Origin of the sequence: Flavobacterium johnsoniae (assembly GCF_001879205.1) — a bacterium.
GTDB classification, from domain to species: Bacteria; Bacteroidota; Bacteroidia; order Flavobacteriales; family Flavobacteriaceae; genus Flavobacterium; species Flavobacterium johnsoniae_A.
The window spans coordinates 360,383-386,110 of record NZ_MLFK01000002.1 but is presented as its reverse complement, the minus strand read 5'-3'; the positions used below and the strand labels follow the sequence as shown (position 1 = coordinate 386,110).

The 25,728-nt window shown below is 34.5% G+C and carries 23 protein-coding genes; 13 read left to right on the top strand and 10 right to left on the bottom strand.

What is annotated here, in order from left to right:
* Positions 1 to 92: 92 nt before the first annotated feature.
* The gene (locus BKM63_RS04060) at positions 93 to 1,388 is read left to right on the top strand and encodes a porin (protein WP_071635356.1); all 1,296 of its coding nucleotides are present in this window, start codon (positions 93 to 95) and stop codon (positions 1,386 to 1,388) included.
* Here BKM63_RS04060 and BKM63_RS04055 read toward each other — a convergent pair.
* The 4 genes from BKM63_RS04055 to BKM63_RS04040 all read right to left on the bottom strand — a co-directional run bounded on the left by BKM63_RS04055 (position 1,385) and on the right by BKM63_RS04040 (position 7,023).
* The gene (locus BKM63_RS04055; RefSeq protein ID WP_071635355.1) at positions 1,385 to 2,461 is read right to left on the bottom strand and encodes a glycosyltransferase; all 1,077 of its coding nucleotides are present in this window, start codon (positions 2,459 to 2,461) and stop codon (positions 1,385 to 1,387) included. The genes BKM63_RS04060 and BKM63_RS04055 overlap by 4 nt on opposite strands.
* A gap of 190 nt (positions 2,462 to 2,651) precedes the next feature.
* Positions 2,652 to 3,197, bottom strand: a complete 546-nt coding sequence (locus BKM63_RS04050; RefSeq protein WP_071635354.1) for a hypothetical protein — start codon at positions 3,195 to 3,197, stop codon at positions 2,652 to 2,654.
* A 63-nt stretch (positions 3,198 to 3,260) separates the two neighbouring features.
* Positions 3,261 to 6,692: a hypothetical protein gene (locus BKM63_RS04045; protein ID WP_071635353.1), complete on the bottom strand. Its 3,432-nt coding sequence runs from the start codon at positions 6,690 to 6,692 to the stop codon at positions 3,261 to 3,263.
* Between the two features lie 103 nt (positions 6,693 to 6,795).
* Positions 6,796 to 7,023, bottom strand: coding sequence for a DUF5808 domain-containing protein (locus BKM63_RS04040; RefSeq protein WP_071635352.1), 228 nt, complete (start codon positions 7,021 to 7,023; stop codon positions 6,796 to 6,798).
* A 130-nt stretch (positions 7,024 to 7,153) separates the two neighbouring features.
* Between BKM63_RS04040 and BKM63_RS04035 the strand changes: the two genes are divergently transcribed.
* From BKM63_RS04035 to BKM63_RS04025, 3 genes are all read left to right on the top strand, one after another.
* Entirely contained in the window at positions 7,154 to 8,215 is a 1,062-nt protein-coding gene (locus BKM63_RS04035; RefSeq protein ID WP_071635351.1) for a helix-turn-helix domain-containing protein, read from the top strand.
* Positions 8,216 to 8,217: 2 nt separating this feature from the next.
* Positions 8,218 to 9,261 carry a helix-turn-helix domain-containing protein gene (locus BKM63_RS04030; protein ID WP_071635350.1) on the top strand — a complete coding sequence of 348 codons (1,044 nt, stop codon included), beginning with the start codon at positions 8,218 to 8,220 and terminating at the stop codon, positions 9,259 to 9,261.
* A 304-nt stretch (positions 9,262 to 9,565) separates the two neighbouring features.
* The gene (locus tag BKM63_RS04025; protein WP_071635349.1) at positions 9,566 to 11,740 is read left to right on the top strand and encodes a TonB-dependent receptor domain-containing protein; all 2,175 of its coding nucleotides are present in this window, start codon (positions 9,566 to 9,568) and stop codon (positions 11,738 to 11,740) included.
* Between the two features lie 80 nt (positions 11,741 to 11,820).
* Here BKM63_RS04025 and BKM63_RS04020 read toward each other — a convergent pair whose 3' ends face one another.
* Together BKM63_RS04020 and BKM63_RS04015 are read right to left on the bottom strand one after the other, a co-directional pair.
* Complete coding sequence (locus tag BKM63_RS04020) at positions 11,821 to 13,080, bottom strand: aspartate kinase (protein ID WP_071635348.1); 1,260 nt, start codon at positions 13,078 to 13,080, stop codon at positions 11,821 to 11,823.
* A gap of 125 nt (positions 13,081 to 13,205) precedes the next feature.
* Entirely contained in the window at positions 13,206 to 13,700 is a 495-nt protein-coding gene (locus BKM63_RS04015; RefSeq protein WP_071635347.1) for a GNAT family N-acetyltransferase, read from the bottom strand.
* A gap of 171 nt (positions 13,701 to 13,871) precedes the next feature.
* On the opposite strand from BKM63_RS04015, the gene fbp reads away from it, so the two are divergent.
* Positions 13,872 to 14,879, top strand: coding sequence for a class 1 fructose-bisphosphatase (gene fbp / locus BKM63_RS04010; protein WP_071635346.1), 1,008 nt, complete (start codon positions 13,872 to 13,874; stop codon positions 14,877 to 14,879).
* 123 nt (positions 14,880 to 15,002) lie between these two features.
* On the opposite strand, the gene BKM63_RS04005 is transcribed toward fbp, so the two are convergent.
* Positions 15,003 to 15,434 (bottom strand): TerB family tellurite resistance protein, encoded by a 432-nt coding sequence (locus BKM63_RS04005; RefSeq protein WP_071635345.1) that lies wholly within the window; start codon positions 15,432 to 15,434, stop codon positions 15,003 to 15,005.
* A gap of 170 nt (positions 15,435 to 15,604) precedes the next feature.
* On the opposite strand from BKM63_RS04005, the gene BKM63_RS04000 reads away from it, so the two are divergent.
* From BKM63_RS04000 to BKM63_RS03980, 5 genes are all read left to right on the top strand, one after another.
* Positions 15,605 to 16,198, top strand: a complete 594-nt coding sequence (locus BKM63_RS04000; protein WP_071635344.1) for a HupE/UreJ family protein — start codon at positions 15,605 to 15,607, stop codon at positions 16,196 to 16,198.
* Positions 16,199 to 16,203: 5 nt separating this feature from the next.
* The gene (locus BKM63_RS03995) at positions 16,204 to 16,638 is read left to right on the top strand and encodes a deoxycytidylate deaminase (RefSeq protein WP_071635343.1); all 435 of its coding nucleotides are present in this window, start codon (positions 16,204 to 16,206) and stop codon (positions 16,636 to 16,638) included.
* A complete protein-coding gene (locus tag BKM63_RS03990) occupies positions 16,635 to 18,212 on the top strand; it encodes a S41 family peptidase (protein WP_071635342.1) in 1,578 nt (525 codons plus the stop codon). Before BKM63_RS03995 ends, BKM63_RS03990 begins: the two co-directional genes overlap by 4 nt.
* A 19-nt stretch (positions 18,213 to 18,231) precedes the next feature.
* The gene (locus BKM63_RS03985; RefSeq protein ID WP_071635341.1) at positions 18,232 to 18,597 is read left to right on the top strand and encodes a nuclear transport factor 2 family protein; all 366 of its coding nucleotides are present in this window, start codon (positions 18,232 to 18,234) and stop codon (positions 18,595 to 18,597) included.
* Positions 18,598 to 18,673: 76 nt separating this feature from the next.
* Positions 18,674 to 18,991 carry a hypothetical protein gene (locus BKM63_RS03980; protein ID WP_071635340.1) on the top strand — a complete coding sequence of 106 codons (318 nt, stop codon included), beginning with the start codon at positions 18,674 to 18,676 and terminating at the stop codon, positions 18,989 to 18,991.
* Between the two features lie 108 nt (positions 18,992 to 19,099).
* Here BKM63_RS03980 and BKM63_RS03975 read toward each other — a convergent pair whose 3' ends face one another.
* From BKM63_RS03975 to BKM63_RS03965, 3 genes are all read right to left on the bottom strand, one after another.
* Entirely contained in the window at positions 19,100 to 19,705 is a 606-nt protein-coding gene (locus tag BKM63_RS03975; protein WP_071635339.1) for an FAD-dependent oxidoreductase, read from the bottom strand.
* Between the two features lie 3 nt (positions 19,706 to 19,708).
* Positions 19,709 to 19,909 (bottom strand): hypothetical protein, encoded by a 201-nt coding sequence (locus BKM63_RS03970; RefSeq protein ID WP_012022616.1) that lies wholly within the window; start codon positions 19,907 to 19,909, stop codon positions 19,709 to 19,711.
* 103 nt (positions 19,910 to 20,012) lie between these two features.
* The gene (locus tag BKM63_RS03965) at positions 20,013 to 20,591 is read right to left on the bottom strand and encodes a MarC family protein (protein WP_071635338.1); all 579 of its coding nucleotides are present in this window, start codon (positions 20,589 to 20,591) and stop codon (positions 20,013 to 20,015) included.
* 355 nt (positions 20,592 to 20,946) lie between these two features.
* Here BKM63_RS03965 and BKM63_RS03960 point away from each other — a divergent pair, with 355 nt between their 5' ends.
* From BKM63_RS03960 to BKM63_RS03950, 3 genes are all read left to right on the top strand, one after another.
* On the top strand, positions 20,947 to 21,516 hold the full coding sequence (locus tag BKM63_RS03960; RefSeq protein WP_071635337.1) for a DUF3109 family protein: 570 nt from the start codon (positions 20,947 to 20,949) through the stop codon (positions 21,514 to 21,516).
* A 338-nt stretch (positions 21,517 to 21,854) separates the two neighbouring features.
* Complete coding sequence (locus tag BKM63_RS03955; RefSeq protein WP_071635336.1) at positions 21,855 to 22,832, top strand: ribonucleotide-diphosphate reductase subunit beta; 978 nt, start codon at positions 21,855 to 21,857, stop codon at positions 22,830 to 22,832.
* Between the two features lie 266 nt (positions 22,833 to 23,098).
* Positions 23,099 to 25,489: a ribonucleoside-diphosphate reductase subunit alpha gene (locus BKM63_RS03950; RefSeq protein WP_071635335.1), complete on the top strand. Its 2,391-nt coding sequence runs from the start codon at positions 23,099 to 23,101 to the stop codon at positions 25,487 to 25,489.
* Positions 25,490 to 25,728: the final 239 nt, after the last annotated feature.

The following is a 25,728-nucleotide window of genomic DNA, read 5'->3' as shown; positions in this document are numbered from 1 at the left end:
ATTAAATTTTTATTATAGTAACATCTGGTTAATGATTTCTTAACATAGGTGAGTCATCTTTGCATCCTGAAATTAAGGGAATTAGAGAACTAATGATAAAAAGAAAAATATTAGCCGTTTTAATGCTGCTTACTTGCGCTGCAAATGCACAAGATTTAAACAAACAGGATGTAAAAAATGAAGTAATTCGTATTTTAGATTCCATTAACAAAGCAAAACTTCCGGATACTAAATCTGGTGGAGGAGTTGAAGAACACTGGTACGATAGAATCTCTTTAAGAGGATACGCACAAATCCGATACAATGGTTTGTTCTCTACAAACGACAAAGTTTCCTGCGAACAATGTGATAAATCCTGGGGAACAACTTCTACAGCTCCGGATGCAAAATCAAATAACGGCCTTTTTATTCGTCGTGCACGTTTAGTATTTTCAGGGCAGGTTCATCCAAATGTGTTTTTCTATTTTCAACCAGATTTTGCCAGTTCTCCAAGTACCGGAATTCAGAATTTTGTTCAAATTCGTGACTTGTATTTCGATCTTTCATTTGATAAAAAGAAAGAATACCGCGTTCGTGTGGGGCAGAGTAAAATACCGTATGGTTTCGAAAACATGCAGTCAAGTTCACAGCGTCTGGCTTTAGACCGAAATGATGCAATGAACAGTGCCATACTAAACGAGCGTGATTTAGGAATATTCTTTTATTGGGCACCAGCCGAAATCAGAAAACGTTTTGATATGCTGGTTAAAGACGGATACAAAGGTTCAGGCGATTTTGGAGTATTTGCTTTTGGAGTTTACAACGGGCAGATTGCTAATAAACTGGACGGGAACAGAGATTTAAATGTCGTGGCCAGAGTCACTTATCCATTTGTAATTGGTGATCAGATTATAGAACCGGGAATTCAGGCATATACTGGAAAATGGGCTTTTACCGGAGAAATTTCTTCAGGAGTTACCGTAAATGATCCACAATATGTAAAAGACCAGAGAATAGGCGCAACTTTTGTTTTATATCCAAAACCATTCGGAATCCAGACAGAATATAACATTGGTACAGGGCCTCGTTATAATACCTTAACGAATACAGTTGATGAAACAGATTTAAACGGTGGTTACGTTTTGCTAAACTATAAATGGGATATTAAAAAACAGCATATTTACCCTTTTGCGAAATTTCAATATTATGACGGAGGGAAAAAATATGAAAAAGATGCCAGAAGTTATGTTGTAAGAGATTACGAAATTGGAGTAGAATGGCAGCCAATTAAAGCATTTGAATTAACGGCAGAATATGTAATCGCAGACAGAACTTTTGAAGACAGCGCGCTTCCAATAAACAGACAACAAGGAAATTTATTGCGATTGCAAGCGCAGTTTAACTTCTAAAGGTGATCTTCAAAAACACTAAATAATAAGTCCCAGTCTATATCATTTTTAAATTGCGACAAACCCTGAAACGACTTTACTTTTGATAAATCTTCAATTGTAAAGTCGTCTTGCATTGCATACGGTACAAGATTTTCTTCCTGAAGTTTTATCGCCAGGTATTCCTGCTCATATTGTCCGGGAGTTGGTATAAAAAAAGCTTTTTTACCTAGTTTTGCCAAATCCATTACAGTAGTATAACCAGAACGACAAAGGACAAATTCACTTTCGTTAAAAGTCTGTTCCAGTTGTTTAGAGTTCATGAAGTTATAATACGTCACATTTCCGGCCTGCCATTTTTCCTGTGTTTTCTCTACAATTCCCTGTACAAAAACAACTTTGCCATTAAATTTGGCTGCTTCTTTTTGAAGTTTTTCATCCAGAAAAGTGCGCTGTGGTTCCGGCCCGGATAAAATAATCATTAAATCATATATTTTTGGCGTTTCCTTTTTCTTCATTCTGCTCAAGGGGCCAATATATTTTAGATTAAGTTCATTCGTTTTAAGATGGCCTAAATCACCTGTAAGATTTACTTTTTCATCAGAATCAGGAACCCAGCATTCAGTATATTTTTTTATAAAGTGCTGATGACATTTACTTGTAAACCAGGTTGTGTTTCCGGTCATCACATTCAATTGATGCGTCATAAAAACAGAGGGAACTTTTTTACTAAAAACACCCAGTCTGTTATCTGAAATTATACCGTCAATACCATGTTTTTTAATCCAGCTGTTCACCATTTTCTTTTCATCTAAAATGGCCGTAATCATTTTAGGAAGATTTTTAATAAGCTTCCATTTAAAATTCTTGCCGTTTTTAGCATATTCAATATGATAAGAAGGAAGTTCGAGAGTTTGTATGTATGGAAATTCTTTTCGCAATAAAGCCAGCGCAACACCATCAGAAGCAATAATTGGAATAAAATTATTTTCTTGAAGCGCCTTAATTATCGGAATACATCTTGTGGCATGGCCTAGTCCCCAGTTTAACGGAGCAACTAAAATAGTTTTGTTAGCAGAATAGTCAATGCTCATATTTTTAACGCTTTTTGAAAACGAAGATAAAGAAATATGTTTTTTATGTTATTTCGCACATATTACTAAATTATTAACTCTTTTCTAAGCTTCTGAGGTGCTAAGACACTCAGGTTCTGAGGTTTTTATATAAAAAAAACCGAACACAAGTCCGGTTTTTTCTTTCCTGAATGTTAAGAAACTTAGAGTCTTAGTCCTGAATATACGTTTTATTACCATTTTTGTTAATATAGTATCTTCCGCCTTTTGGACCCGTGTATACTTTTTTACCATTATATTCTCCAGTAACTTTATCAGCTACTTTTGGAGCTTTTTCATTGGTTTCTTTCAACGTTTTTGTTGCTGTTTTTTTTGTAGTGGCAGCATCTTTTTTTACTGCTTTGGCCGCATCATCTGTTGCGCTTGCTGCTTTGTCAGAAGCTTTTTTTGCTTTTGCTGCTTCTTTTTTAGCATCGGCTTTTGCTTTGTCAGCATCAGATTTTGCTTTGTCAGCGGTTTTTTTGGCAGCAGTAGCCGATTCTTTTTTCGCAGCTGTTGATGCATCTGTTGCTTTTACTGCTTCTTTTTTTGCTTTCGCTGCTTCTTTTTTAGCATCAGCCTTTGCTTTGTCAGCATCAGATTTTGCTTTTTTAGCAGAGGCTTCGGTTTTGCTCTTAGCAGCTTTTGCAGTAGTTTCCTGTGCGTAGAAATTAGTAGATAAAACTACTATAAAACAAAGTAATAATAATTTTTTCATGGTGGTTATAGTTTAAATTCCAATTAAAATTAAGCAATTAATTCATATGTTTTTCGTAAAGTGTTAAAAATAAGCACGAAGCTGAACGTTTCCGGTATGAACTGTTGCCCCAGTTTCGCTTTTACGCCCCTGATAATTTAGATTAACATCTAAGAACTGCGTAATGTTTTTCTGCAAAAGCAATTTCCAAACTAAATTTTGTCCTTCCTGAAGTCCTTCGAGCATTTGAAAACCAACGGATGAAAACTCGTTTCCATTGAATTTATTTTCATAAAAAGAGAACTCCCCATTTACAGTGACTTTCTTTTCTCCGGCAAATGAAAACGAAGTCCCCAGTCTGTTTTGAACTAAAGTTTCCAGGTTTCCTATTTGATTTTCTTTGTTCTGAAATTCATAAAAGAAATCCAGACTGGTGTTTTTAGAAAATAAATAACTGATTTTTGGCGCCAGCTGATAACCTTTTAAGGCGTAGTTCTTTTCGACAAAATCTTCCGAAATTAAATTTGTTTTGATGGTTTTGGTAAAGAAGTTAAACAGCCAGCTTTTTTGATACAAATGGGTGTATTGCAATTGGTGCGAATTGTTTTTGACATTTTGTGAACCAACCGAAAGCAGGTTTTTACCATTATTAACAAGATAAGAATACGTAACGGAATGCTTTTGCCTGCCTCGATTGTAAAACAAACTATTCCTGAAACTTGAATTCAAACCAAGAATATTTTCATCTGAAGAATAAAACGGATTTAATTCTAAACGATCGCCATTGCTTCGCACTTTGCGATCCATAATAAACGACGTCTGATTGTAAAAATAGGATAGCAGTTTTTTAAAACCTTTTTCGTTCTGCCACTGCAGCGGATTTAAAATAACCGACTGCGAAAACTTGTTTTGATTGGTTTTGATGTAAATCTGGTTGGGTAAAAAGATCCTGATGTATTTTGCCTGATCGGGAAAAGCGGCAATTTCAAACTCTTCCAATTCCTGAATTCCGTTTCCATTATAATCGTTCCAGGTATAAACGCCCTGTCCGGTCGGCACTTCGACATACGTGAATTCCTGTTGTGCAATGGTTCCTGAACTGGTTTCATAAGCCGTCCCAATCTGCATAAACTGATTAAAAAACTTATCATTATATAAGATTCTGGAGTTTAACGAAGGTTCATTTTTTCTGCTCGAATCGGTAAAATCCAGATTTCGATAACTGGCATAAACTGCTAAATCCGTTGTTTTATTCTGAATCAGTTTTGATTTTAAAAAGTACGTCTGTGAATTGTTTACGTGCTGCAAAAGACCATTTTGCAAACTATCGTTGCGACGTTGTAAATAGCCGAGTTCTACAAAAACTTTGGTACTGTCTCCACGCCCCACGAAAACACCATATTCTGAGAATCGTTGGCTTAAAGTCGAAAACTGATTTGCAGCTTTATCTTTTTCCTGATTATCTTCAATTTGTAAACTGCCTCCAATCCAGTTTTTACCAAAATGATATTTCGTTCTGGTTTGGTTTCGAATAAATTTTGAAGTTGACGCCGTTGCATCAGAATTTAAAAAACTGCCTTGATTTTCGATTGTCCATTTTTTAAATTTGAACAAAGCCGTTGTGGTATGACGTGCTCCCGAATAACTTTCGGTAAAATCTAATTTCTCGAACTGATAGGTAAACAAACCAATATTTGAAGTTTCCTTTTTGGCAAATAAATCAAAATTAACGCCTGTAACCAGTAAACTTTGGTTTCCTAAAAGCATTCCGTTTAAATTCCAGTCCCGGTTAAACTCAATATTATATAAACGTTCGACAGATCTAAAATCTTTTTGAACAAATTGATAATTGGCAAAACCATCTAAAGTCCAGCCTCGGGTAAAGAGTCGCTTTTTAATGTTGGTCTTAAAAGCAATTCCTTCGTTGTCAGAATCATCAATCCCGGAAAATAAGTTTTTATCGTTATTGCTCATTGCAATTTCAAAATCAACCAATGTTTTTTCGTTAGGATTATATTTTCCTAAAAAAGTAGCCACCTGAATTTTCATAGGTGCAACCAGTTGTACAATAGGTTCGTAGTTTCCTTGCGGAACACCGCCAATAGGAGAAACATATTCGTAAATTCTTTCGACAGAAGTATTGTTTTGAATGATGTAATTGCCCAGGTTATTTCCAACAAGACTAAATTTTACATTGTATAAAACATCGGAAGAATTGTTGGAATATTCATAAACTTCAACCGAGTTTATCATTGTCTTTTTATACAAGATTTTATTTTCAGAATAGGTATCTTCAAATGCCGATGGGGCTTTCATCAAATTGGTGTCGTCTCCGGCCTGAGCCAGAATTTGGACTTGCTCTGTAGAAAGATTTTGCTGCAAAGGCTGATTTTTCATGTCATTTTCTGAATAGATATAACCGCCAAAACTCCAGTTTTTGCTTTCTGTTGTTGCGCCGGCGTATGTTACTAAGCGATTGTAGTTTCTTTCAGAATATTGATATTCGACATTAATTCTCATTTCAGAAGTAATGGTAAAAAGCGATGTAAAAACAATTTCTCCCGCATTGTAATCAATAACATAATCGTTGTTTTCGCCGCGTTTTAATAAAACCCCATTTACGTAAACCCGTTCAGAACCCGAAATAACCAATACATACAATTCTCCGTTTTGCCCTTTTAATTTATACGGACCCTGATTTCCTTCCTGACCTGTAAACGTACTTTTGGCATATTGACCTTTAACAAATGAAACCGAAGCAAAAACATTGGTTTTTCTTTCTTCTGTATCAAAATCAAAACTGGCTGAAAGTCCCTGAACCTTTTTGTTGAAACTCAGGAACTGCGTTTTTCGGTTTTCCAGAAAAACATCACCTGCACGGATGTTCCAATCATCAGTAAAAAGTTCCATGAAAATATTATCAAACTGATCTAGCTTTTGAGAATAACCCCCATCCTGAAGCGGAATATTATTATCCTGCAAAGACGCCCGCAAACTGACTTTATCTGAAATTTTTCCTGTAATTTGTAAATCTAAATTAGAGTTTAAAACCGTGTTTTGATTATTTCCGATAGTAACGCCTCGGGTAATACTTCCGGAAGTATTTAGGCCGTCAAAGGGCGTAACTTTTTTAGCATTGCTGTTGTCAATTTTATATAATTTTTCAGAATTGACATCGTTGCTTACAACCTGGCTTTCTTTGTAGAGTCCGTATTCTTTCGTTAAGAAATCAGGATAATTAAGATAATTGACAATTAAAGTATCTGAAACCGAAGTGAATTTTTTGTTTAAAATAAGCGTTCCTTTTTGAAAGTCGATTTTGTAAAAGCTAGAATCAACAGGTTGGTTCTTTGTGTCTAAAAGTTCAAAAAAGCTGGAGTTGAGGCTGAATTTTTCGAGATGAATAGTGTCTTTTACCGCAATCACTTTTTTTGTTTTGTACAGCGATTCTGTTTCCTGCGCCATAAGACCGGAATACCAAAATAGCAGCGCAAAAAACAGTAATTTTTTCAACATAAACACTTTAACTCTCAAAATCCAAAAGTAGTATTTATAATCAAGAAAAGCTGCGAAGGATTATTTAGTTTATTGAGATAATATGCCGCAGTTAAAACGAAAGTTATTTAGCAAATTTTGCAAAAACAATAAGTACTAAAATCAACAAACTCATTATAAAAACCGAATGTGGATTTGCGAAATTTGCAGTCCATCCAAATTCTTTTATTCTTTTTGGGGCAAAAAGTCTCTTGTCATCCGGATTATAATAGAACATTCCCCAAATCCAGTTATCCGGATCATTTTGCCATTGGTTTTTTTGTTCCTCGGAGGGGTCGTTATAATCTTTCATTTTTATAAAGCGCTGATAATCTTTGAGTTTTGTTTTCTTTGTTCAAATAAAATTAATTAAATATTTTAAAAATAGTCTTGCGGAAATCAATTTTTTTTAGCTTTGTTAACAACATAACGAAACTTAAACTATGGATACCAGCAAGGAACTACTCTTCTTTTTTAGTGCTTTGGGATCTTTTAACGGAGTAATTCTGGGAGTTTATTTTTTCTTTTTTACCAAGAAAAAATTCCTGACTAATTATTTCCTTGGCGCGCTTCTGTTTGCTTTAAGCATCCGAATTGGAAAGTCGGTCTTCGTCTATTTTCATCCTGAACTGCCCAAAATGTATTTGCAATTGGGGCTTACGGCTTGCTTTTTTATTGGTCCATGTTTGTATTATTTTTTAAGATCTGCAGTGGACGAAATAAATGTAATGCCCAAATTATGGAAAATCATTCTCTTGTTTTGGGGAACACTTATTGTGGGAGCCGGCATATTATATCCGTATGAATACAATCCAGAGTTGTGGAGAGCGTACTTTATTATTGGGATTTATTTTCAATGGTTTGTTTATATCGTTTTTTCTGGATTTGCAATTAGGAGAGTTTTAAAGAAAATCTTTACTACAAGAGAAAAATCTAACCCGTCAGAAATGTGGTTCGGAACCCTTTTTCTTGGCAATTTTTTATTGTTTCTTTTTTACTTTTTGGCCATTATGGGGGCTTCGGCTGCAACTTATATAAGTGGTGCTGTTGTTTTCTCTTTTATTTTATACCTGATAATCTCTATCCTTTTATATCGAAAGAAAACCGATGATTTGTTTCTTTTGAATGGCCCGAAAGCTGCAGTTAAAAAAATCGATTCGGCGGAAGCTGTTATTATCTCCGAAAAGCTGGAGAATATAATGAGTGAAAAAAGCCTGTTTAAGAATCCCAATTTAAACTTGCAGGACTTGTCTCGGGAAATTAATATTTCGAGCCATCAATTGTCGCAGTTCTTAAATAATAACCTGGGAAAGAATTTTACCAGTTTTGTAAATGAATTTAGAATAAACGAAGCCTGCAAAATTATAACTTCAAACGATAAGTTAACCTTAGAGTCTGTAGGGTATGATGTTGGTTTTAACTCGAAATCAACCTTTTTTGCGGCTTTTAAAAAACATACAGGAACAACGCCTTTAAATTATCAGCTTCAGGCATTACAAACGTAAATATGAGTATTGGCAAGGAAATACTATTCTTTTTTGGAGCTCTGGGGGCGTTTAACGGATTTATTCTGGGCTTGTATTTTTTATTTTTTACCAGGAAAAAATACCTTGCCAATCTTTTTCTCGGCGCAGCATTATTGGCACTAAGCACCAGAATTACCGTTACAGTTTTTGTATACTTTAATAATCATCTGGCTAAAACGTATCTTCAAATTGGTCTCTCGGCCTGTTTGTTCATCGGGCCGTTTCTGTATTATGCACTTCAGTCAGGAATTCAGAATACGATTTCAGGAAAATGGAAATGGCATTTAGGATTGTGGTTTTTAGCTGTTTTTATTTTTGGTTTTCTGTTTCCCTATCAAAACTATCCGGTTTTATGGAATGATTATTTTGTTAGTTGTATTTTCTTCCAATGGTTTTTATATCTGGCTTTTTCCGGTTTTGAAAATCGAATATTCCTTCAAAAACTATTTAATAACTACAGCAGTTCAACTCCGTCTGAAAAATGGTTCGGAATGATTCTCGTTGGAAATATTTTCATATTTATAAGTTATTTTTTAGGATTTGCAGGAGTTTCGTTTGTTTCTTGTATTACGGGAGCGCTTGCGTTTACTTTTATTTTGTACCTGATTATTTTAATTCTTTTATACAGAAACAGAACCGACGATTTGTTCGTTCTCAACATTCAAAAAAATAAAAAACGGAATAAGGAAGAAGTTTTGATTCTGTCTCAAAAGCTGGAAAAAATTATGACTGAAAAAGAATTATACAAAGACCCGAATTTGAGTTTAAGAGATTTATCCAAAGAAGTAAACATGTCCAGTCATCAATTATCTCAGTTTTTAAATACCAATCTGGGCAAGAATTTTACCAGTTATATTAATGAATTCAGAATAAATAATGCCTGTGAAATTATTGCTTCAAATAATAAACTGACTTTAGAATCCGTGGGTTATGATGTTGGTTTTAACTCGAAATCGACATTTTTCGCAGCTTTTAAAAAACACACTGGGACAACACCTTTAAATTATCAATTACAGTTTTTATAACTCATTAGCTAGGCTTTCCTCAAAAAATGTAGCTAAATAATTTCGGGAAAAGATTACCAGAGTCATCCAAATCTCGTATTTGGCTAAAGCCTTGCCTATATAAACTCCAGCTAAACCTGGAGCCAATTCAGAAAAACTTTGCGGCTCTTTACAAAAAATCCATGTCGTTAAATACTCAGTCTGCTAGTGAAATTAAGTATTGATTTATAAATCCGTACTCCTGATTTCTATTTTGGAGACCTTTTTTAGTGATTTTCAATTGACTTTTGTCTCATAAAAGTCAAATCCATAATTACTAAAATTTATGAAATTCCCTGCTTCATTATTCTTTTTCATTTATTGTCTGTTTTTTTATTCGATAAGAGTAAATGCACAATCTATAAAAACTGTTTCGGAGAAAGTCAGCCGTAATAATGAGTTAAACGAAGTTGTTATTAAAAAACAAACGGCATTAGTGAAGTATTCTTCAAACGGAACAATAGATGTTAATGTGGCTAATACGGTGCTTTCGACAAGTAGTTCTGTAAATGAATTATTAAGCAGAGTCCCGAATGTGATTGTTGCCGAAGGCCAGATAAGCGTTCTCGGAAAAGGCGAAGCTATTATTTATCTAAACGGAATTTTGATTAACTACGAACGTTTTGCCACAATTCCGGTTTCGCAGATTGCAAAAATCGAAGTAATTTCAAATCCGTCCTCAAAATACGATGCCGAAGGAAAAGCAGTTGTCAATATCATTACGAAACAAAATAAGGAGCATGGTATTATGGGATCTGCAAGCCAGCATATTACTGTTTCAAAATTTGCCGGAACCAGCACCAATACCCTTGTTGATTTTAATTATACCAAAGGAAAATTCTCGTTTATAAGTAATTACGGACTGCAATTGGGCAAGGGGCGTGAATTGTTATACACCACAAGAACGCGTCCAAATCCTAATGAATTCATGAAATCTACCCTGACAACAGACTGGCTGAGAGAATTTAATAATTATTCGAATTTCGGGTTTGGAGTTCAGTATTCTTTTTCCGAAAAAAGTTATGTTTCATTGGCTTACAGTGGTAATATCGAAGATTTGGGAGGAACTGTAGAAAGCCGAAATTCGATAGATAATAATTTTGGGAATAGTTTTTATGCGACAGATATTGCTAAAAATGATGTTTTACTGAATCAGTTTGTGAATTTGAATTACAATATAATAACTGATAACAAGGGCTCTTCCTTGTTTATAGGAACTCAATATTCGAATTACAACGGAACGATACATGATTTTATTGAAGAAAATAGTTTTGTTGAGGCAGGAAATGTCAAAAGGTATTTGAAAAAAAATGTGGGAAACACAATAAATATTGCCGCTGCACAAGCCGATTATTCCGAGAAAGTTAATGAAAAAACCAAGCTCGAAATGGGGGCAAAATTCAGTTATGCCACTATAAAATCAGGAACTGATTTCTTAACGGCTGATGCCGATGTTATGGATTTTGAATTGAATGACGAGCTTTCGAGTGATTTTAAATACACTGAAAAAATTGCTGCAGCTTATTTTAGTTATGGGAGCAGGCTTGGTGAAAAAATCAATTTTTCAATTGGTGCAAGAGCAGAAAAAACGAATTATAGCTTATATACAAATGCAAACGGAATTCAGAAATTCGATAAAAGTTATGGGAATTTGTTTCCGAATGTATTTTTAAATATGGATATTTCCGAAGACTGGAAAGCGCATTTCTCGTATGTCTCCCGAATTACAAGACCTAGATATCAAGCTTTAAATCCGTATGTTATTTATCAGGATCCGTTTACCACGATCGAAGGAAATCCGAATTTACTTCCGGAGAAAACACATGCTTTTGAAATAGGGGCCATGTACAAGAAGTTTGATTTTAAATTGGGGTATACTTATAAAGTTGACCCTATTTCAGGGGCCGCTTTGAGAGGAGATACACCCGACAGTTATGTTTTAAAGGCCATAAATCTTGAAGCCGGACATGTGTTTTTTAGTTCGCTTTCAAGGTCTTTTAATGTCAAATGGTGGAACTCGACAAACACAGTAAGTGTTAACTTAACGAAATCAATAGACCATTATTACTCGTATGTTTTTAGTCCGGTAAAACCTCAGTTTTACTTTTATTCTAATAATACATTTACAATTCCTGATCTTTTTAAAATTCAGCTTCTTGCCTGGTATTTGGGAGATAGAGGCTATGGATTGGGAAGTGATAACAGCCGATCAACAGTAACATTAGGAATCGAAAGAAACTTTTTTAAAGAGGCGCTAAAACTAAATTTCACAGCAAATGATATTTTTCATAAGTTTATGGTTTCTGGAGATTATAATGTGGGACAAACCCAGATTTATTATCATAGAACGTACACAACCAATTATTTTAAATTGATTGCGACCTATAGTTTTGGGAACTCAAAGAAAACAGCCTTTAAGAAATCAGAAATTGAGCAGAGTGAGAATAACAGAGCAAAGTAAAACTAAAAAAGGCTTCACCAAATAAGGGAAGCCTTTCTAAAAATATAATTTGAATTGAAATAATTACCTTTTATAAAGTATTAGTTAAGTTCTTTAGTCACAATCTGCATGGTTTCGCGGCTGACTTGTTTTAATAAAACAGCTTTGTTTTCTTCAACTGTTTGTGCAGCTTGTTCTGTAAAGTGACGAATTGTATATAAGGTTACATTCTGGCTGTAATCTACTTTGAATTTTTTCGAAAGAATAGCATTCAATTCATTGAAATTTCCAAATTTATCTTCAACGCAAACAGAAAAACTAATCGCAGAGTTTTGGATTAAGTTTACTTTAATTTTGAATTCGTGGAATAAACCAAAAATCTCGCTGATGTTTTCTTCCATAATAAAAGAGAAATCAATTGATGAAAGCGAAATTAAAAGCTGCTCTCTTTTTACGATAAAACATGGATATTGCGGCTCCAGGTCAACGCCTTTAGAAACGCATGTTCCTTTTAATAAAGGGTTAATAAATGATTTAACGTATAACGGAATTTCTTTTTTCTGTAATGGCTGCAACGTTTTTGGGTGAATCACCGTTGCACCGTAAAAGGCCAACTCGATTGCTTCACGATATGAAATCTGGTTAAGCAGACTTGCATTTTCAAAATAACGCGGGTCAGCATTCATAACTCCCGGAACGTCTTTCCAGATCGTTACACTTTCGGCATTTAAGCAATAAGCAAAAATTCCGGCAGTATAATCAGAACCTTCACGGCCTAAAGTTGTAGTGAAATTATTTTCATCAGCACCAAGGAAACCTTGCGTAATATTCAGGATTTTTCTTGGAACATTTTTGCTGATGTTTTGTTCTGTAGTTTCCCAGTCTACTTCGGCATCTCTGTAATTTGCATTTGTTTTGATAAAATTACGAACATCAAGCCATTGCGTCTGGATTCCCATGAAATTCATGAAATGACTTAAAATAGTAGTCGAAATTAATTCTCCAAAACTTACAATCTGATCATAAACGAAATTGTAATTAGGAGATTTATTATGTGCCAGGAAATATTCTAATTCGGAGAATTGAGCATTTACTGCAGCAAATACTGCGTGGTTTTCGTCTTTAAATAAATCTAATACGATTTGATGATGATAATCTTTTATTTCCTGCAGAGAGGAGTTTAACTCTGCCGATTTATCAAAATAATTCTTGATTACAACTTCAAGAGCATTTGTGGTTTTTCCCATTGCCGAAACAACCAAAATCACATCTTCATAACCCACTTTTTGTAAAACGTCGTATACGTTTTTAATTCCATCTGCATCTTTTACTGACGCACCACCAAATTTAAATACTCTCATTGTTGATTTTAGATTTTTAATTTTAGATTTCAGATTGAACGAAATCTGGTATTTTATTTTTGTCTGCCACGAAATAGACGAATTTAGATTAGTGTAATTCGTGAAATTTGCGGCTAAATATTTTTTTATAATTTTTCTAAGAACGCGTTAATTCCTGTTTCATCCATTTGAACAACCTGCCAGTCGTCTAGAATTTTGGCTCCTGAGTTTTTATAAAAGTTTACGGCTGGTGTATTCCACGCTAAAACATTCCATTCTACTCTTCGCACATTATCTCTTTTTCCTTGTTTCATAATTTCAGAATAAAGGGCAGAACCTAAACCGGTGCCGCGCATTTTTTCTTTTACAATTAAATCTTCAAGGTGTATTGTTTTTCCTTTCCAGGTCGAATAGCGGTAATAGTACAATGCTATTCCTACTATTTCCTTTCCGTTTTTACTTTCGTTTGAGTCAATCTCTGCTACAAAAACCTGAAAAAGAGGTTTTTCTCCAAATCCGTCGCGTACTAAATCTTCTTCAGTAATTACAACTGCATCAGGTTCTTTTTCGAATATTGCCAGCTCCTGTATTAACCCCAAAACCGATTTCATATCTTCGGGATTTCCTTTTCTAATATTCATATATTCCTATTATTAATCACTTATTAGCTAAAAAAGCATTTATTTATATGGTACTTTTTGCCATTAATTAGCAAATATACAATAGTAGCAAACTAACAAAATAATTTTTAAATCATTCTCACAAAATAAGCGATATTTGTGACTTAAAATTAAAACTATAACGATATAGCAATGGAAGAACGCAATAAAACACTGGGAGAGTTTATTATTGAGAACCAAAAAGCATTTCAGTATTCGTCGGGGGAGCTTTCCCGAATTATCAACTCTATACGTTTAGCGGCCAAAGTCGTAAACTATAAAGTAAACAAAGCAGGTTTAGTGGATATTATCGGTGCCGCAGGCGAGCAGAATATCCAGGGAGAAGACCAGCAAAAATTAGATGTTTATGCAAACGAAGTATTTATCCAGACGTTAATAAACCGTGAGATTGTCTGTGGTATTGCTTCTGAAGAAAACGACGATTTTATAACTGTTCAGGGGAGCGACAACAGTCATAATAATAAGTACGTGATCTTAATGGATCCGCTTGACGGATCTTCAAACATTGATGTAAATGTTTCTGTGGGAACTATTTTTTCTGTTTTTAGAAGAATAACGCCAATAGGAACTCCGGTAACAAGCGAGGATTTTTTACAACCGGGAATCAATCAAGTTGCAGCAGGTTATGTAATTTATGGAACTTCAACCATGTTAGTTTATACAACCGGTCATGGAGTAAATGGATTCACACTCAATCCTGCGATTGGGACTTTTTACCTTTCGCACCCGAATATGAAATTTCCGAAGGACGGACATATCTATTCAGTAAACGAGGGGAATTATGTTCATTTTCCGCAAGGTGTAAAAAACTACATCAAATATTGTCAAAGAGAAGAAGAGGACAGACCTTACACATCAAGATATATCGGAAGTTTAGTAGCCGATTTTCATCGAAATATGATTAAGGGCGGTGTATATATTTATCCAACAAGTTCAAAAGCGCCAAAAGGAAAATTACGTTTGTTGTATGAATGCAATCCAATGGCGTTTATTGCAGAACAAGCCGGAGGAAAAGCAACCGATGGTTTTGGAAGAATTATGGAAATCCAGCCAACAGAACTGCATCAAAGAGTTCCCTTTTTCTGCGGAAGCTACAATATGGTAGAAAAAGCTGAGGAGTTTATGGCAGAAGCGCTTTAGTTTACAGTCACAGTCTTCAGCGCAGATTGAACTATAAATAGAAACCCGACAGATTTTTAAATCTGTCGGGTTTATTTATTTACGTTAGTAACTGTATACTGTGATTGTAAACGGAATACTTTCTTACTTGTTCATATTCTCCATTTCGAAAAGGAACGTATCCAAATCTACTTTTTTGTCAACTAGAGACAATGCCTTTCTTACGATATAATTTACGTTTCCTGGAGTAAAGCCCAAAGCTAATCCCATACGGGTTAACATAACTTCCTGCTGATCTCCCAAATGGTGGTCTACGTGTACCATTCTTGCCAAATCATACAAACGCTCTAAACGCTGCGTATATAAATAAGGAGGGTTTATTGGGTGTTTCCACGGATCTGCAAGGATTTCTTTATATTCGTCTTCTGATATTTGTAAAGTTGAAGCAATTTTATCCAAGAAATCCTGCTCCTCTGGACTTATTTTACCGTCAGCAAATGCTACACGCACAATTGCAGAGAAGTGACCTCTGTTTCTTTGTTTGAATTCGTTATCAAATAATTCTGAAAATGGCATAATTAAATAGGGTTTTTATTGAACAAAGATAAATCTTATTTTAATTTAACAATTTTAAATTTCTCATAAATTTAACTTATTTTTACTTGTTGTTTTAAGATTCGACATCACTTTTTCTTCAAAATAAATCGTAAGTTTACAACCCCTAATCATTTAATAGTATTACCCGTATGTCACAATTTTGGATTTATTTTCAAATAGGATTAAAGCATGTTTTAGATATTAACGCTTACGATCACGTTCTTTTTTTAATTGCATTAACTGTTCCGTATTCTTTTAAAGACTGGAAACGTATTTTGCTTTTGGTTTCGGTTTTTACAATCGGTCATACCCTGGCTTTAATACTTTCTGTTTTCGGAATAATTGCAATAAAAGTGAATATCGTCGAATTTTTAATTCCGATTACGATCTTGATTACGGCTTTATTTCATCTTTTTACAGCAGGAAAAGCAACTAAAAACGACGGAATAAATTTAATATTTTTTGTGACTTTGTTCTTTGGAATCATACACGGACTTGGATTTTCGAATTATTTTAAAACCATTTTGGGAGGTTCGCCAAGTTCAAAATTATTGCCTTTAGGGGAATTTGCTTTAGGAATCGAAGCAGCACAATTAGTAGTTGTTTTTGTGGTTTTGGTAATCTCTTATATTGTACAGACAGTATTTCGTTTTTCAAAACGCGATTGGGCATTGGTAATGTCAGCTTTTATTATTGGAGTTGTAATTCCGATGATTATTGAAAGTCCAATTTGGAACAGATAAAATAAATGGAAGTAAAAAAATTAAATAAATACGATAAAGCTTATTTGCGAATCGCAAAAGAATGGAGCCTTTTATCGTATTGCAAGCGCAAACAGGTTGGCGCAATTATCGTAAAAGACAGAATGATTATTTCTGACGGTTACAACGGAACACCATCAGGATTTGAAAATTGTTGTGAAGACGAAGACGGACTAACACGCTGGGATGTTTTGCACGCCGAGGCAAATGCAATCCTAAAAGTAGCAAGATCAACGCAGTCCTGCGAAGGAGCGACATTGTATATTACACTTTCGCCCTGCAAAGAATGCAGTAAGTTAATACATCAATCCGGAATTAAAAGAGTGGTGTATAAAGATGGATATCGCGATGATTCCGGAATTCAATTTTTAATAAAAGCAGGTATCGAAGTTGAACATATTCCTGTTTTAGAAGAAGAATGAAATTTAATCCCAAATATCTGCCAATCGTTATCGGAGCAGCTTTTGCTCTCGGAACCGTGATAGGAAGTTTGACAAACGCTTCCGCAGATGATCAGCTTTTGGCTAAAAATTACTCCAAAACCAAGCTGAATAAATTAATTGATTTTATCAATACTGAATATGTTGACAGCGTCAATACAGATTCGATTGTAAATCTTACAGTCGACAATATACTCTCAAAATTAGATCCGCATTCTGTTTACATTCCGCCAAGCGAACAAGCCGAAGTTGCCGAAAGCATGAAAGGTGATTTCGTGGGAATTGGGATCAATTTTTATATGTATAAAGATTCTGTTGCCATTATCAAACCAGTCGAAAACGGACCATCAGCGAAAGCGGGATTAAAGTCCGGCGATAGAATTTTATTTGCAGGAAAGACTAAATTATACGGCAGAAGACTGCCTTCAGACAGTTTGTTCTCTAAATTAAAAGGGATCAAAGGCTCTGAAATCGAGTTGACTGTTTTTAGAAAATCGGAACAAAAGAAATTGAAGTTTAAAATCAAAAGAGATATTATTCCGATAAAAAGTGTCGATGCTTCTTTATTGATTGGAAATAACATTGGTTATATCAAAATAAATCGTTTTGCCGAAACTACTTTTAATGAGTTTAAAACAGGTTTAACGCGGTTAAAACAAAAAGGAATCCAGTCTCTTGTAGTAGATCTTCGCGACAATGGTGGCGGTTATATGGAAGAAGCTATTGCGATTGCTGATGAATTTTTAAAAGACAAACAACTGATTGTTTTTACCAAAAACAAAAACGGAACAACCGAAAAAACATTTGCTACAAAAGCCGGAAGTTTTGAAACCGGAAAAGTATATGTTTTAATTAATGAAAACAGTGCTTCGGCCAGCGAAATTTTAGCTGGAGCTATTCAGGATAACGATCGTGGTACTATTGTGGGCCGTCGTTCTTTTGGTAAAGGTTTAGTACAGCGCGAAATGGATTTTAACGACGGATCTGCAGTTCGTCTTACTGTCGCGAGATATTATACGCCAACCGGAAGGTCGATTCAAAAACCATATAAAAAAGGAAACGACGAATATTTTAAAGAATCAGAATCGCGAATTGCAACCGGCGAATTGTATGCAAAAGACAGCATAAAAGTAGCTGATTCGCTGAAATTTAAAACACCAAAAGGTAAAATTGTTTACGGTGGCGGTGGTATCGTTCCGGATGTTTTTGTTCCGATGGAAGCAGAACACGGAAATGAAAATGTGGCTTATTTGCTTCAAACCGGGATCGTAGGGCATTTTGTTTTTGAAGAATTAGATAAAAACAGGGATGCTTTTGCAGGACTTAAGTTTAATGAGTTTTTGACTCAAATGAAAAGTTCTGATGCTTATTTTAAGAAGTTTAAAAACTACATTTTAATGACTGGTTTAGATCTTAAATTAGATAAAACCAAAGCATTAGTAAACCGATATATTACTGCAGAATTTGCGCGTCAGCTGTATGGCGAAATGTATTATTATGACGTTATTTTAAAAGAGGACGCGATGATAAAAACAGTTTTGAATCCGAAGAAATAATTTTAAAAACCCGCATTTTATGAAAGAAGATGTAATTGTAACTGCCGAAATCGAACTTTTAACTGCTGTTAAAAACGCTGATATAGATGTTTTAGAAAAAATTCTTCATGATGATTTGCTTTTTAATCTGCCAGACGGCCAAACCATTACCAAAGAGTTTGATTTGAATACTTATCGTTCCGGGATTATGAAAATAGATTCTCTCGAAGCCTCGGATCAAATTATCAATATAATCGGCGATACGGCGGTTGTGGCTGTAACAATTTCATTAAAAGGAGCTTATGCAGGAACACCGGTAAACGGTGTTTTTAAGTACATCAGAGTCTGGAAAAAATTCGAAAACAATTTAAAAGTTATTGCTGGAAGCTGTACTCAGCTGGCATAAATTTTGAAAAGAAATTTAATAATAACATAAAACAAAGCTTCGTAACCTTGACTTACTTTGTGATTAAAACTCAAATATGAAAAATCTAAAAAAAATAAGTTTTCTTGTGCTTCTAATGGCTTTTGTAATCTCTTGTACAACTATGAAAAATGATACAAATGATGCGGTTTCAGGTAAAGTAGAATCTATAGAATCTGGAAAAGACGGTTACACAGCAAAAATTACTACAGATAAAAAAGAAGTATATTTTGCAGTAATTAGTATTGTAAACGTGGGCGGACCACAAAACTACAAACAATTAAAAATTGGTGACGTAGTTTCTGTAAAAGGAGAAAAATGGAAAACAGAGGAGGAAAATCATATTAAAGTGACAGAAATCGTTTCGGTTAAATAAAATAAAAACATAAAATTTTAAAACCATATAAGTTATATAAGTTCATTTAATTATGCGCAAAGCTAAAATGACCTTATATAACTTATATGGTTTATTTTTTAAGATGTTTTATCGAATGCTGTCGTGAGAGTGTGTTTGTGTGCCGTTATTCCATAAAGTAAGAATATCTGTTGCAACGGCAGCGCCGCTTCCTGCAGCGATTGCCAATTGACTTCTCCAGCCGGCTAAAGTTCCAATAACATAAATGCCATCAGTAACTTTATGATCTTCGTTTTTAAGCTGAATGCGTTGTTTTTCGGGTAATGCTTTTTTATGAGGTTCGATATATTGCATTAAACCTTCAATGTCAAAAGTATTCGCAGAACCAATTCCTACGACGATATTTTTTGTTTGGTATGAGTTTTTGTTTGTAGTAACAGTAAAATTAGGATAAGCACCTTCAACTTTAATTACTTTCTCATTTGCAATTTGCTCAATATGCGGATAAGTCACTGCTAAATCCTGCGTGCTTTCTGTTAATAATTCAGAGCCTAGTTTTCCTGGCGTTATGCCATAAGCATTGTAGAAAATTGCTTCCTGTAGAGAAGAATTCTTTTGATGTGTAAAAATCCCGATTTTTTTGTCGGTAACAAAAGCTTTATTTTTGGCAGATCCCAAAACTAAGGCACAAGACATGCCTGATACGCCTCCGCCGATAATTAAAACGTCAAACATATATTATCGACCGTTTGTTTTTTCTTCAATTCTTTTAGAAATTCTAAAAATCAAAAGAATCAATACGGCGCAAAACGAAGCTGCGATTCCAATAAAAGCTACCATACTATCACCTTGAAAAGGATTTGAAAAGTCTAATAGCGTAATATTAAAAACAATTAAAGCTAATGCTAAAAGCACTAAGATTGAAGTGAAGATTTTCATATTGGTTGTTTTGTTTGTCTAAAAATCAAAGCAGACTTTAATAAAAAATGTCTTAAAGTTGCATTTATAAGTTTAAATGGGGGTAAAAGTATAAAAATAAATGTTAGACAAACAAACCTTTAACATTAGCAGCGAATAATTTAACAGCAATTGCTAAAAGTATTACTCCAAATGTCTTGCGCACTACGCCAAGTCCGTTTTCACCAAGCAGAGTTTCAATCTTTTTTGATGATTTTAAAACGATATAAACCAATATAATATTAAGTAAGATTGCTATGACAATATTGATCGTATGAAATTGAGATCGAAGCGATAATAAGGTAGTCATAGTTCCGGCTCCGGCAATTAACGGAAAAGCCAGTGGCACGATAGAAGCAGATCCCGGTTCTTCATCACGATAAATCCTGATTCCTAAAATCATTTCTAATGCCAGAAAGAATAAAACAAAAGAACCTGCAACGGCAAATGAGTGTACATCGATACCAATAAGGTTCAGAAAACCTTCTCCAACAAAAAGAAAAAGAATCATAATCGCTCCTGCCACAATAGAAGCTTTTTCAGATTCAATATGTCCAACTTTTGCTCTTAGATTGACAATAATAGGAATTGAACCTACAATATCAATTACTGCAAAAAGCACCATACTTACTGTAACGATCTCTTTAAAGTCTATTTCTAACATACTGCTTTGATTTTAAGGATTTAAAAACTGCTGCAAAAGTAGTTAATAAAGTTAGGTGTTTTTTCGATAGATTGTATTTTTGTTATAAAAACACGTTTTAATGGTTTAAAAAGTGATATTTATAACAATTGCGCTTTTCTTTTACATATAGTAAAAAGTATGAAGAGTTTTACCGCAAAGCACGCAAAGTTAATTTGCAAGGTTCGCAAAGTTTTAATTGCTACTAGTATAATTTGAAAAATAATCTTTGCGAACCTTGCGTAAACCCTTGTGAACTTTGCGGTTAATATTTTAGAGTATTTTATCTGTTTTCTTTAACTATCTTTGCACTTTATAAATTAGAGTATTTTATATCATGTTTCAGTTAGGGAAAACTATTATTTCAGAAGATATTCTGGAAAAAGAATTTGTGTGCAACTTGTCTGCTTGTAAAGGGGCTTGTTGTGTTGATGGAGATGCGGGCGCGCCTTTAAATGAGGCTGAAACTAAAATCTTAGAAGAAATTTATCCAAAAGTGAAACCTTTTTTAAGAAAAGAAGGAATTGCTGCTATCGAAGCACAGGGAACCTGGGTAACCGGAACCGATGGTGATCTTGAAACACCGTTAATCGATAATAAAGATTGCGCTTATGTTATTTTTGATGGAAAAACTGCGCTTTGCGGAATCGAACAAGCGTATAACGAAGGAATTGTAGACTGGAAAAAACCGGTTTCTTGTCATTTGTATCCAATCCGCGTAAAAGACTTTACGGAATTTGCTGCGGTAAACTACGACAAATGGGATATTTGCGATGATGCCTGTTCTTTAGGAAAAGAATTAGAAGTTCCTGTTTACAAATTTGTAAAAGAAGCACTAATTAGACGTTTTGGAGCAGACTGGTATTTGGAACTTGAAAAAGTGGCCGAAGAGCTTAAAAATTCTTAAAATTTAAAGTGTGCTAAATACCTTTTTGCAAGGGCACATTTTAACTCAAAAAAATAAAGGTTTAACTCAAAAAAAACTTTTTAAAACAATTTAAAATTTCTTGCTTTTTATATTAAAAAGTCTATATTTTACGGGGCTTTAAGGTGTGATTGTTGTTTTTAAGCAATTCATTTACAGTAAATTAATTATTGTATGAAAAATGTTTCAAAAATTTAACGTTGTTAAAAACTACGCCAGATTGTGAATAAGTTTGACTTTTATTTTTGGCGTTAATTGACAATCTTTGTAGTCTATTGAATTAGCAAAAAATTCGATATAAAAATTAAATAAAAATTGCCATGTCTCAAGTAGAACCAATCTTACAAGAAAATAAAAATCGTTTCGTTATTTTTCCTATCAAACATCATGATATCTGGGAATGGTATAAAAAAATGGAAGCTAGTTTTTGGACAGCTGAAGAAATCGATTTGCACCAAGACTTGACAGATTGGAATAACAAACTTAATGACGACGAAAGATATTTCATTAAACACATTTTAGCATTCTTTGCAGCTTCTGACGGAATCGTGAATGAAAACCTTGCTGAGAACTTTGTAAACGAAGTTCAATATGCTGAGGCAAAATTCTTCTACGGTTTTCAAATTATGATGGAGAATATTCATAGTGAAACTTATTCACTATTAATTGATACTTACGTAAAAGACGAAGGCGAAAAAGCAGAATTGTTTAATGCTTTGGAAGTTTTTCCTGCAATTGCTAAAAAAGCAGAATGGGCTTTAAAATGGATCGAATCTGATTCATTTGCTGAAAGACTGATTGCTTTTGCAGCTGTTGAAGGGATTTTCTTCTCTGGTGCTTTCTGTTCAATTTATTGGTTGAAAAAACGTGGTTTAATGCCAGGTTTAACTTTCTCTAATGAGTTGATTTCTCGTGACGAAGGCGTGCATTGTGATTTTGCAGTTCACCTGCACAATCACCATTTGGTAAACAAAGTGCCAAAAGACAGAATCAAAGAAATTATTGTCGATGCTCTGGATATCGAAAGACAGTTTGTAACTGAGTCTCTTCCGGTAAGTTTAATTGGTATGAACGCTGCTCTGATGACACAATATTTAGAGTTCGTTGCTGATAGGCTTTTGGTCGAGTTAGGTTGCGAGCGTGTGTACGGATCAGCGAATCCATTCGATTTCATGGACATGATTTCTCTTCAGGGAAAAACTAATTTCTTTGAAAAACGTGTTGCCGAGTATCAAAAATCTGGTGTAATGAACACAGACAGCGATGCTCAAAAAATTTCATTTGACGCAGATTTTTAGAACAACAGCAAAATTAATTTAAGCCTATTTTATCTAAAGCTTAAATTGATATTTACAGAACATTTATTAGGTTAAATCTCTATCACCCAAATCGGAGATTTAATAGCAATTTTAACGGCTTTTCGGTTTGATTTACAAACTGGGAAAGGACAACTATTGAGAATTCTGTAATTCTCGAAAAATAATTTAAAAACACGCAATGTTTAAGTACTGGAATTCGTTTTCTAGTTACTTTCATTTTTTCCAATAACTAAAAAGGTAAGCTTATGTATGTAGTAAAAAGAGATGGCCACAGAGAGCCCGTAATGTTTGATAAGATTACAGAAAGAATCAAAAAATTGTGCTACGGCTTGAATGAGCTTGTAGATCCGGTAAAGGTAGCTATGAGAGTTATCGAAGGATTGTATGACGGAGTTTCGACTTCTGAGTTAGATAATCTTGCAGCAGAAACTGCAGCATCTATGACTATTGCTCATCCGGATTATGCACAATTGGCAGCTCGTGTGGCAATTTCAAATTTACATTCCAATACAAAAAAATCTTTCTCGGAAACGATGAAAGATATGTATCACTACGTAAATCCAAGAAATGGTCAGGATGCACCATTAATTGCTGATGACGTATTTAAAGTGATTCAGGAAAATGCTGCTTTTTTAGATTCTCATATCATCTACACAAGAGATTTTAATTACGATTACTTTGGTTTCAAAACCTTAGAGCGTTCTTATCTTCTAAAAATAAACGGGAAAATCGTAGAAAGACCACAACATATGTTGATGCGTGTTTCTGTTGGTATTCACTTAGACGATTTAAAATCGGTAATTGAAACTTACGATTTAATGTCTAAAAAGTTCTTTACGCACGCAACGCCAACGTTGTTTAATGCCGGAACTCCAAAACCACAAATGTCTTCTTGTTTCCTTTTGGCCATGCAGGATGATAGTATTGATGGTATTTATGATACACTAAAGCAAACAGCAAAAATCTCGCAATCAGCGGGAGGAATCGGACTTTCTATTCACAACGTTCGTGCAACCGGATCTTACATTCGCGGTACAAACGGAACTTCAAACGGAATTGTTCCGATGTTGAGAGTATTCAACGATACGGCTCGTTACGTAGATCAAGGTGGTGGAAAACGTAAAGGAAGTTTCGCAATTTATATTGAAACCTGGCATGCTGATATCTTCGAATTCCTTGATTTAAAGAAGAATACAGGAAAAGAAGAAATGCGTGCAAGAGATTTATTCTTTGCTATGTGGACATCAGATTTGTTCATGAAACGTGTTCAGGAAGATTCAACTTGGACTTTAATGTGTCCTAACGAATGTCCGGGGCTATATGATGTTTACGGAGATGAATTCGAAGCAATGTATACGGATTATGAATTTAGAGGGAAAGGAAGAAAAACAATCCGTGCTCGTGAGTTATGGGAGAAAATCCTTGAATCTCAAATCGAGACTGGAACGCCATATATGTTGTACAAAGATGCAGCAAACCGTAAATCGAACCACAAGAATTTAGGAACAATTCGTTCTTCAAACTTGTGTACAGAGATTATGGAGTTTACTTCTAAAGATGAAATTGCAGTTTGTAACCTGGCTTCTATTTCGTTACCAATGTTTATTGAAAACGGAAAATTCGATCACGAAGCACTTTACAATGTTACAAAACGTGTAACTCGTAACCTGAACAAAGTAATCGACAGAAACTATTATCCGGTACAAGAAGCAGAAAACTCTAACATGCGTCACCGTCCGGTAGGATTAGGAGTGCAAGGTTTAGCCGATGCTTTTATTATGTTGCGTATGCCTTTTACAAGTGATGAAGCTAAACAATTAAACCAGGAGATTTTCGAAACTTTATACTTCGCAGCTGTAACCGCTTCTATGGAAATGGCAAAAGAAGAAGGGCCATATTCTACATTTGAAGGTTCTCCAATGTCTAAAGGAGAATTCCAATACAATATGTGGGGAATGAAAGATGAAGAATTATCAGGCCGTTGGGACTGGGCTTCATTAAGAAAAGAAGTGGTTGAACACGGAGTTCGTAACTCATTATTGGTTGCGCCAATGCCAACTGCATCGACTTCTCAAATTCTTGGAAACAACGAAGCTTTTGAACCGTATACATCAAACATTTACACACGTCGTGTATTATCTGGAGAATTTATCGTAGTAAACAAACACTTACTGGAAGATTTAGTAAAATTAGGTTTGTGGAACGAAGATTTGAAACAAGAAATTATGCGTCATAACGGATCTGTTCAAAACATCAACGTGATTCCGCAAGACTTAAAAGACCTTTACAAAACAGTTTGGGAAATGTCGATGAAAGACATTATCGATATGTCTCGTCAAAGAGGATATTTTATTGACCAATCACAATCGTTAAACTTGTTCATGCAGGATGCAAACTATTCTAAACTAACGTCAATGCACTTCTACGCTTGGCAGTCAGGTTTAAAAACAGGAATGTATTACTTAAGAACAAAAGCGGCTGTAGATGCGATTAAATTCACATTAAACAACGATAAAAAAGAAGAAACACCAACATTAGTTGCAGAAACAGAAGCAATCAGCGTTGAGGATTATAAAGCTATGCTTTTAAAAGCTCAAGCAGCAGATCCTGAGGATTGTGAAATGTGTGGGTCTTAATTCTTTTTTAGAAGAAAGAAAATAGAATAAAGGAGAAAGATTTTATTCTTAATTTATAGAAAGCAGTTATTGTAATGATAGCTGCTTTTTTATTTTGTTTATTGGCTATGCTGATTATGATTGCCCAACACAAAATAAAACAATATCCTCAAAAAATCCTCGTTTTAATTAATACCAAAGACTTTTAAAACTTAGCACCTCAGAATCTTAGCGACTTAGCCTCTTTTAATTAAACCTTT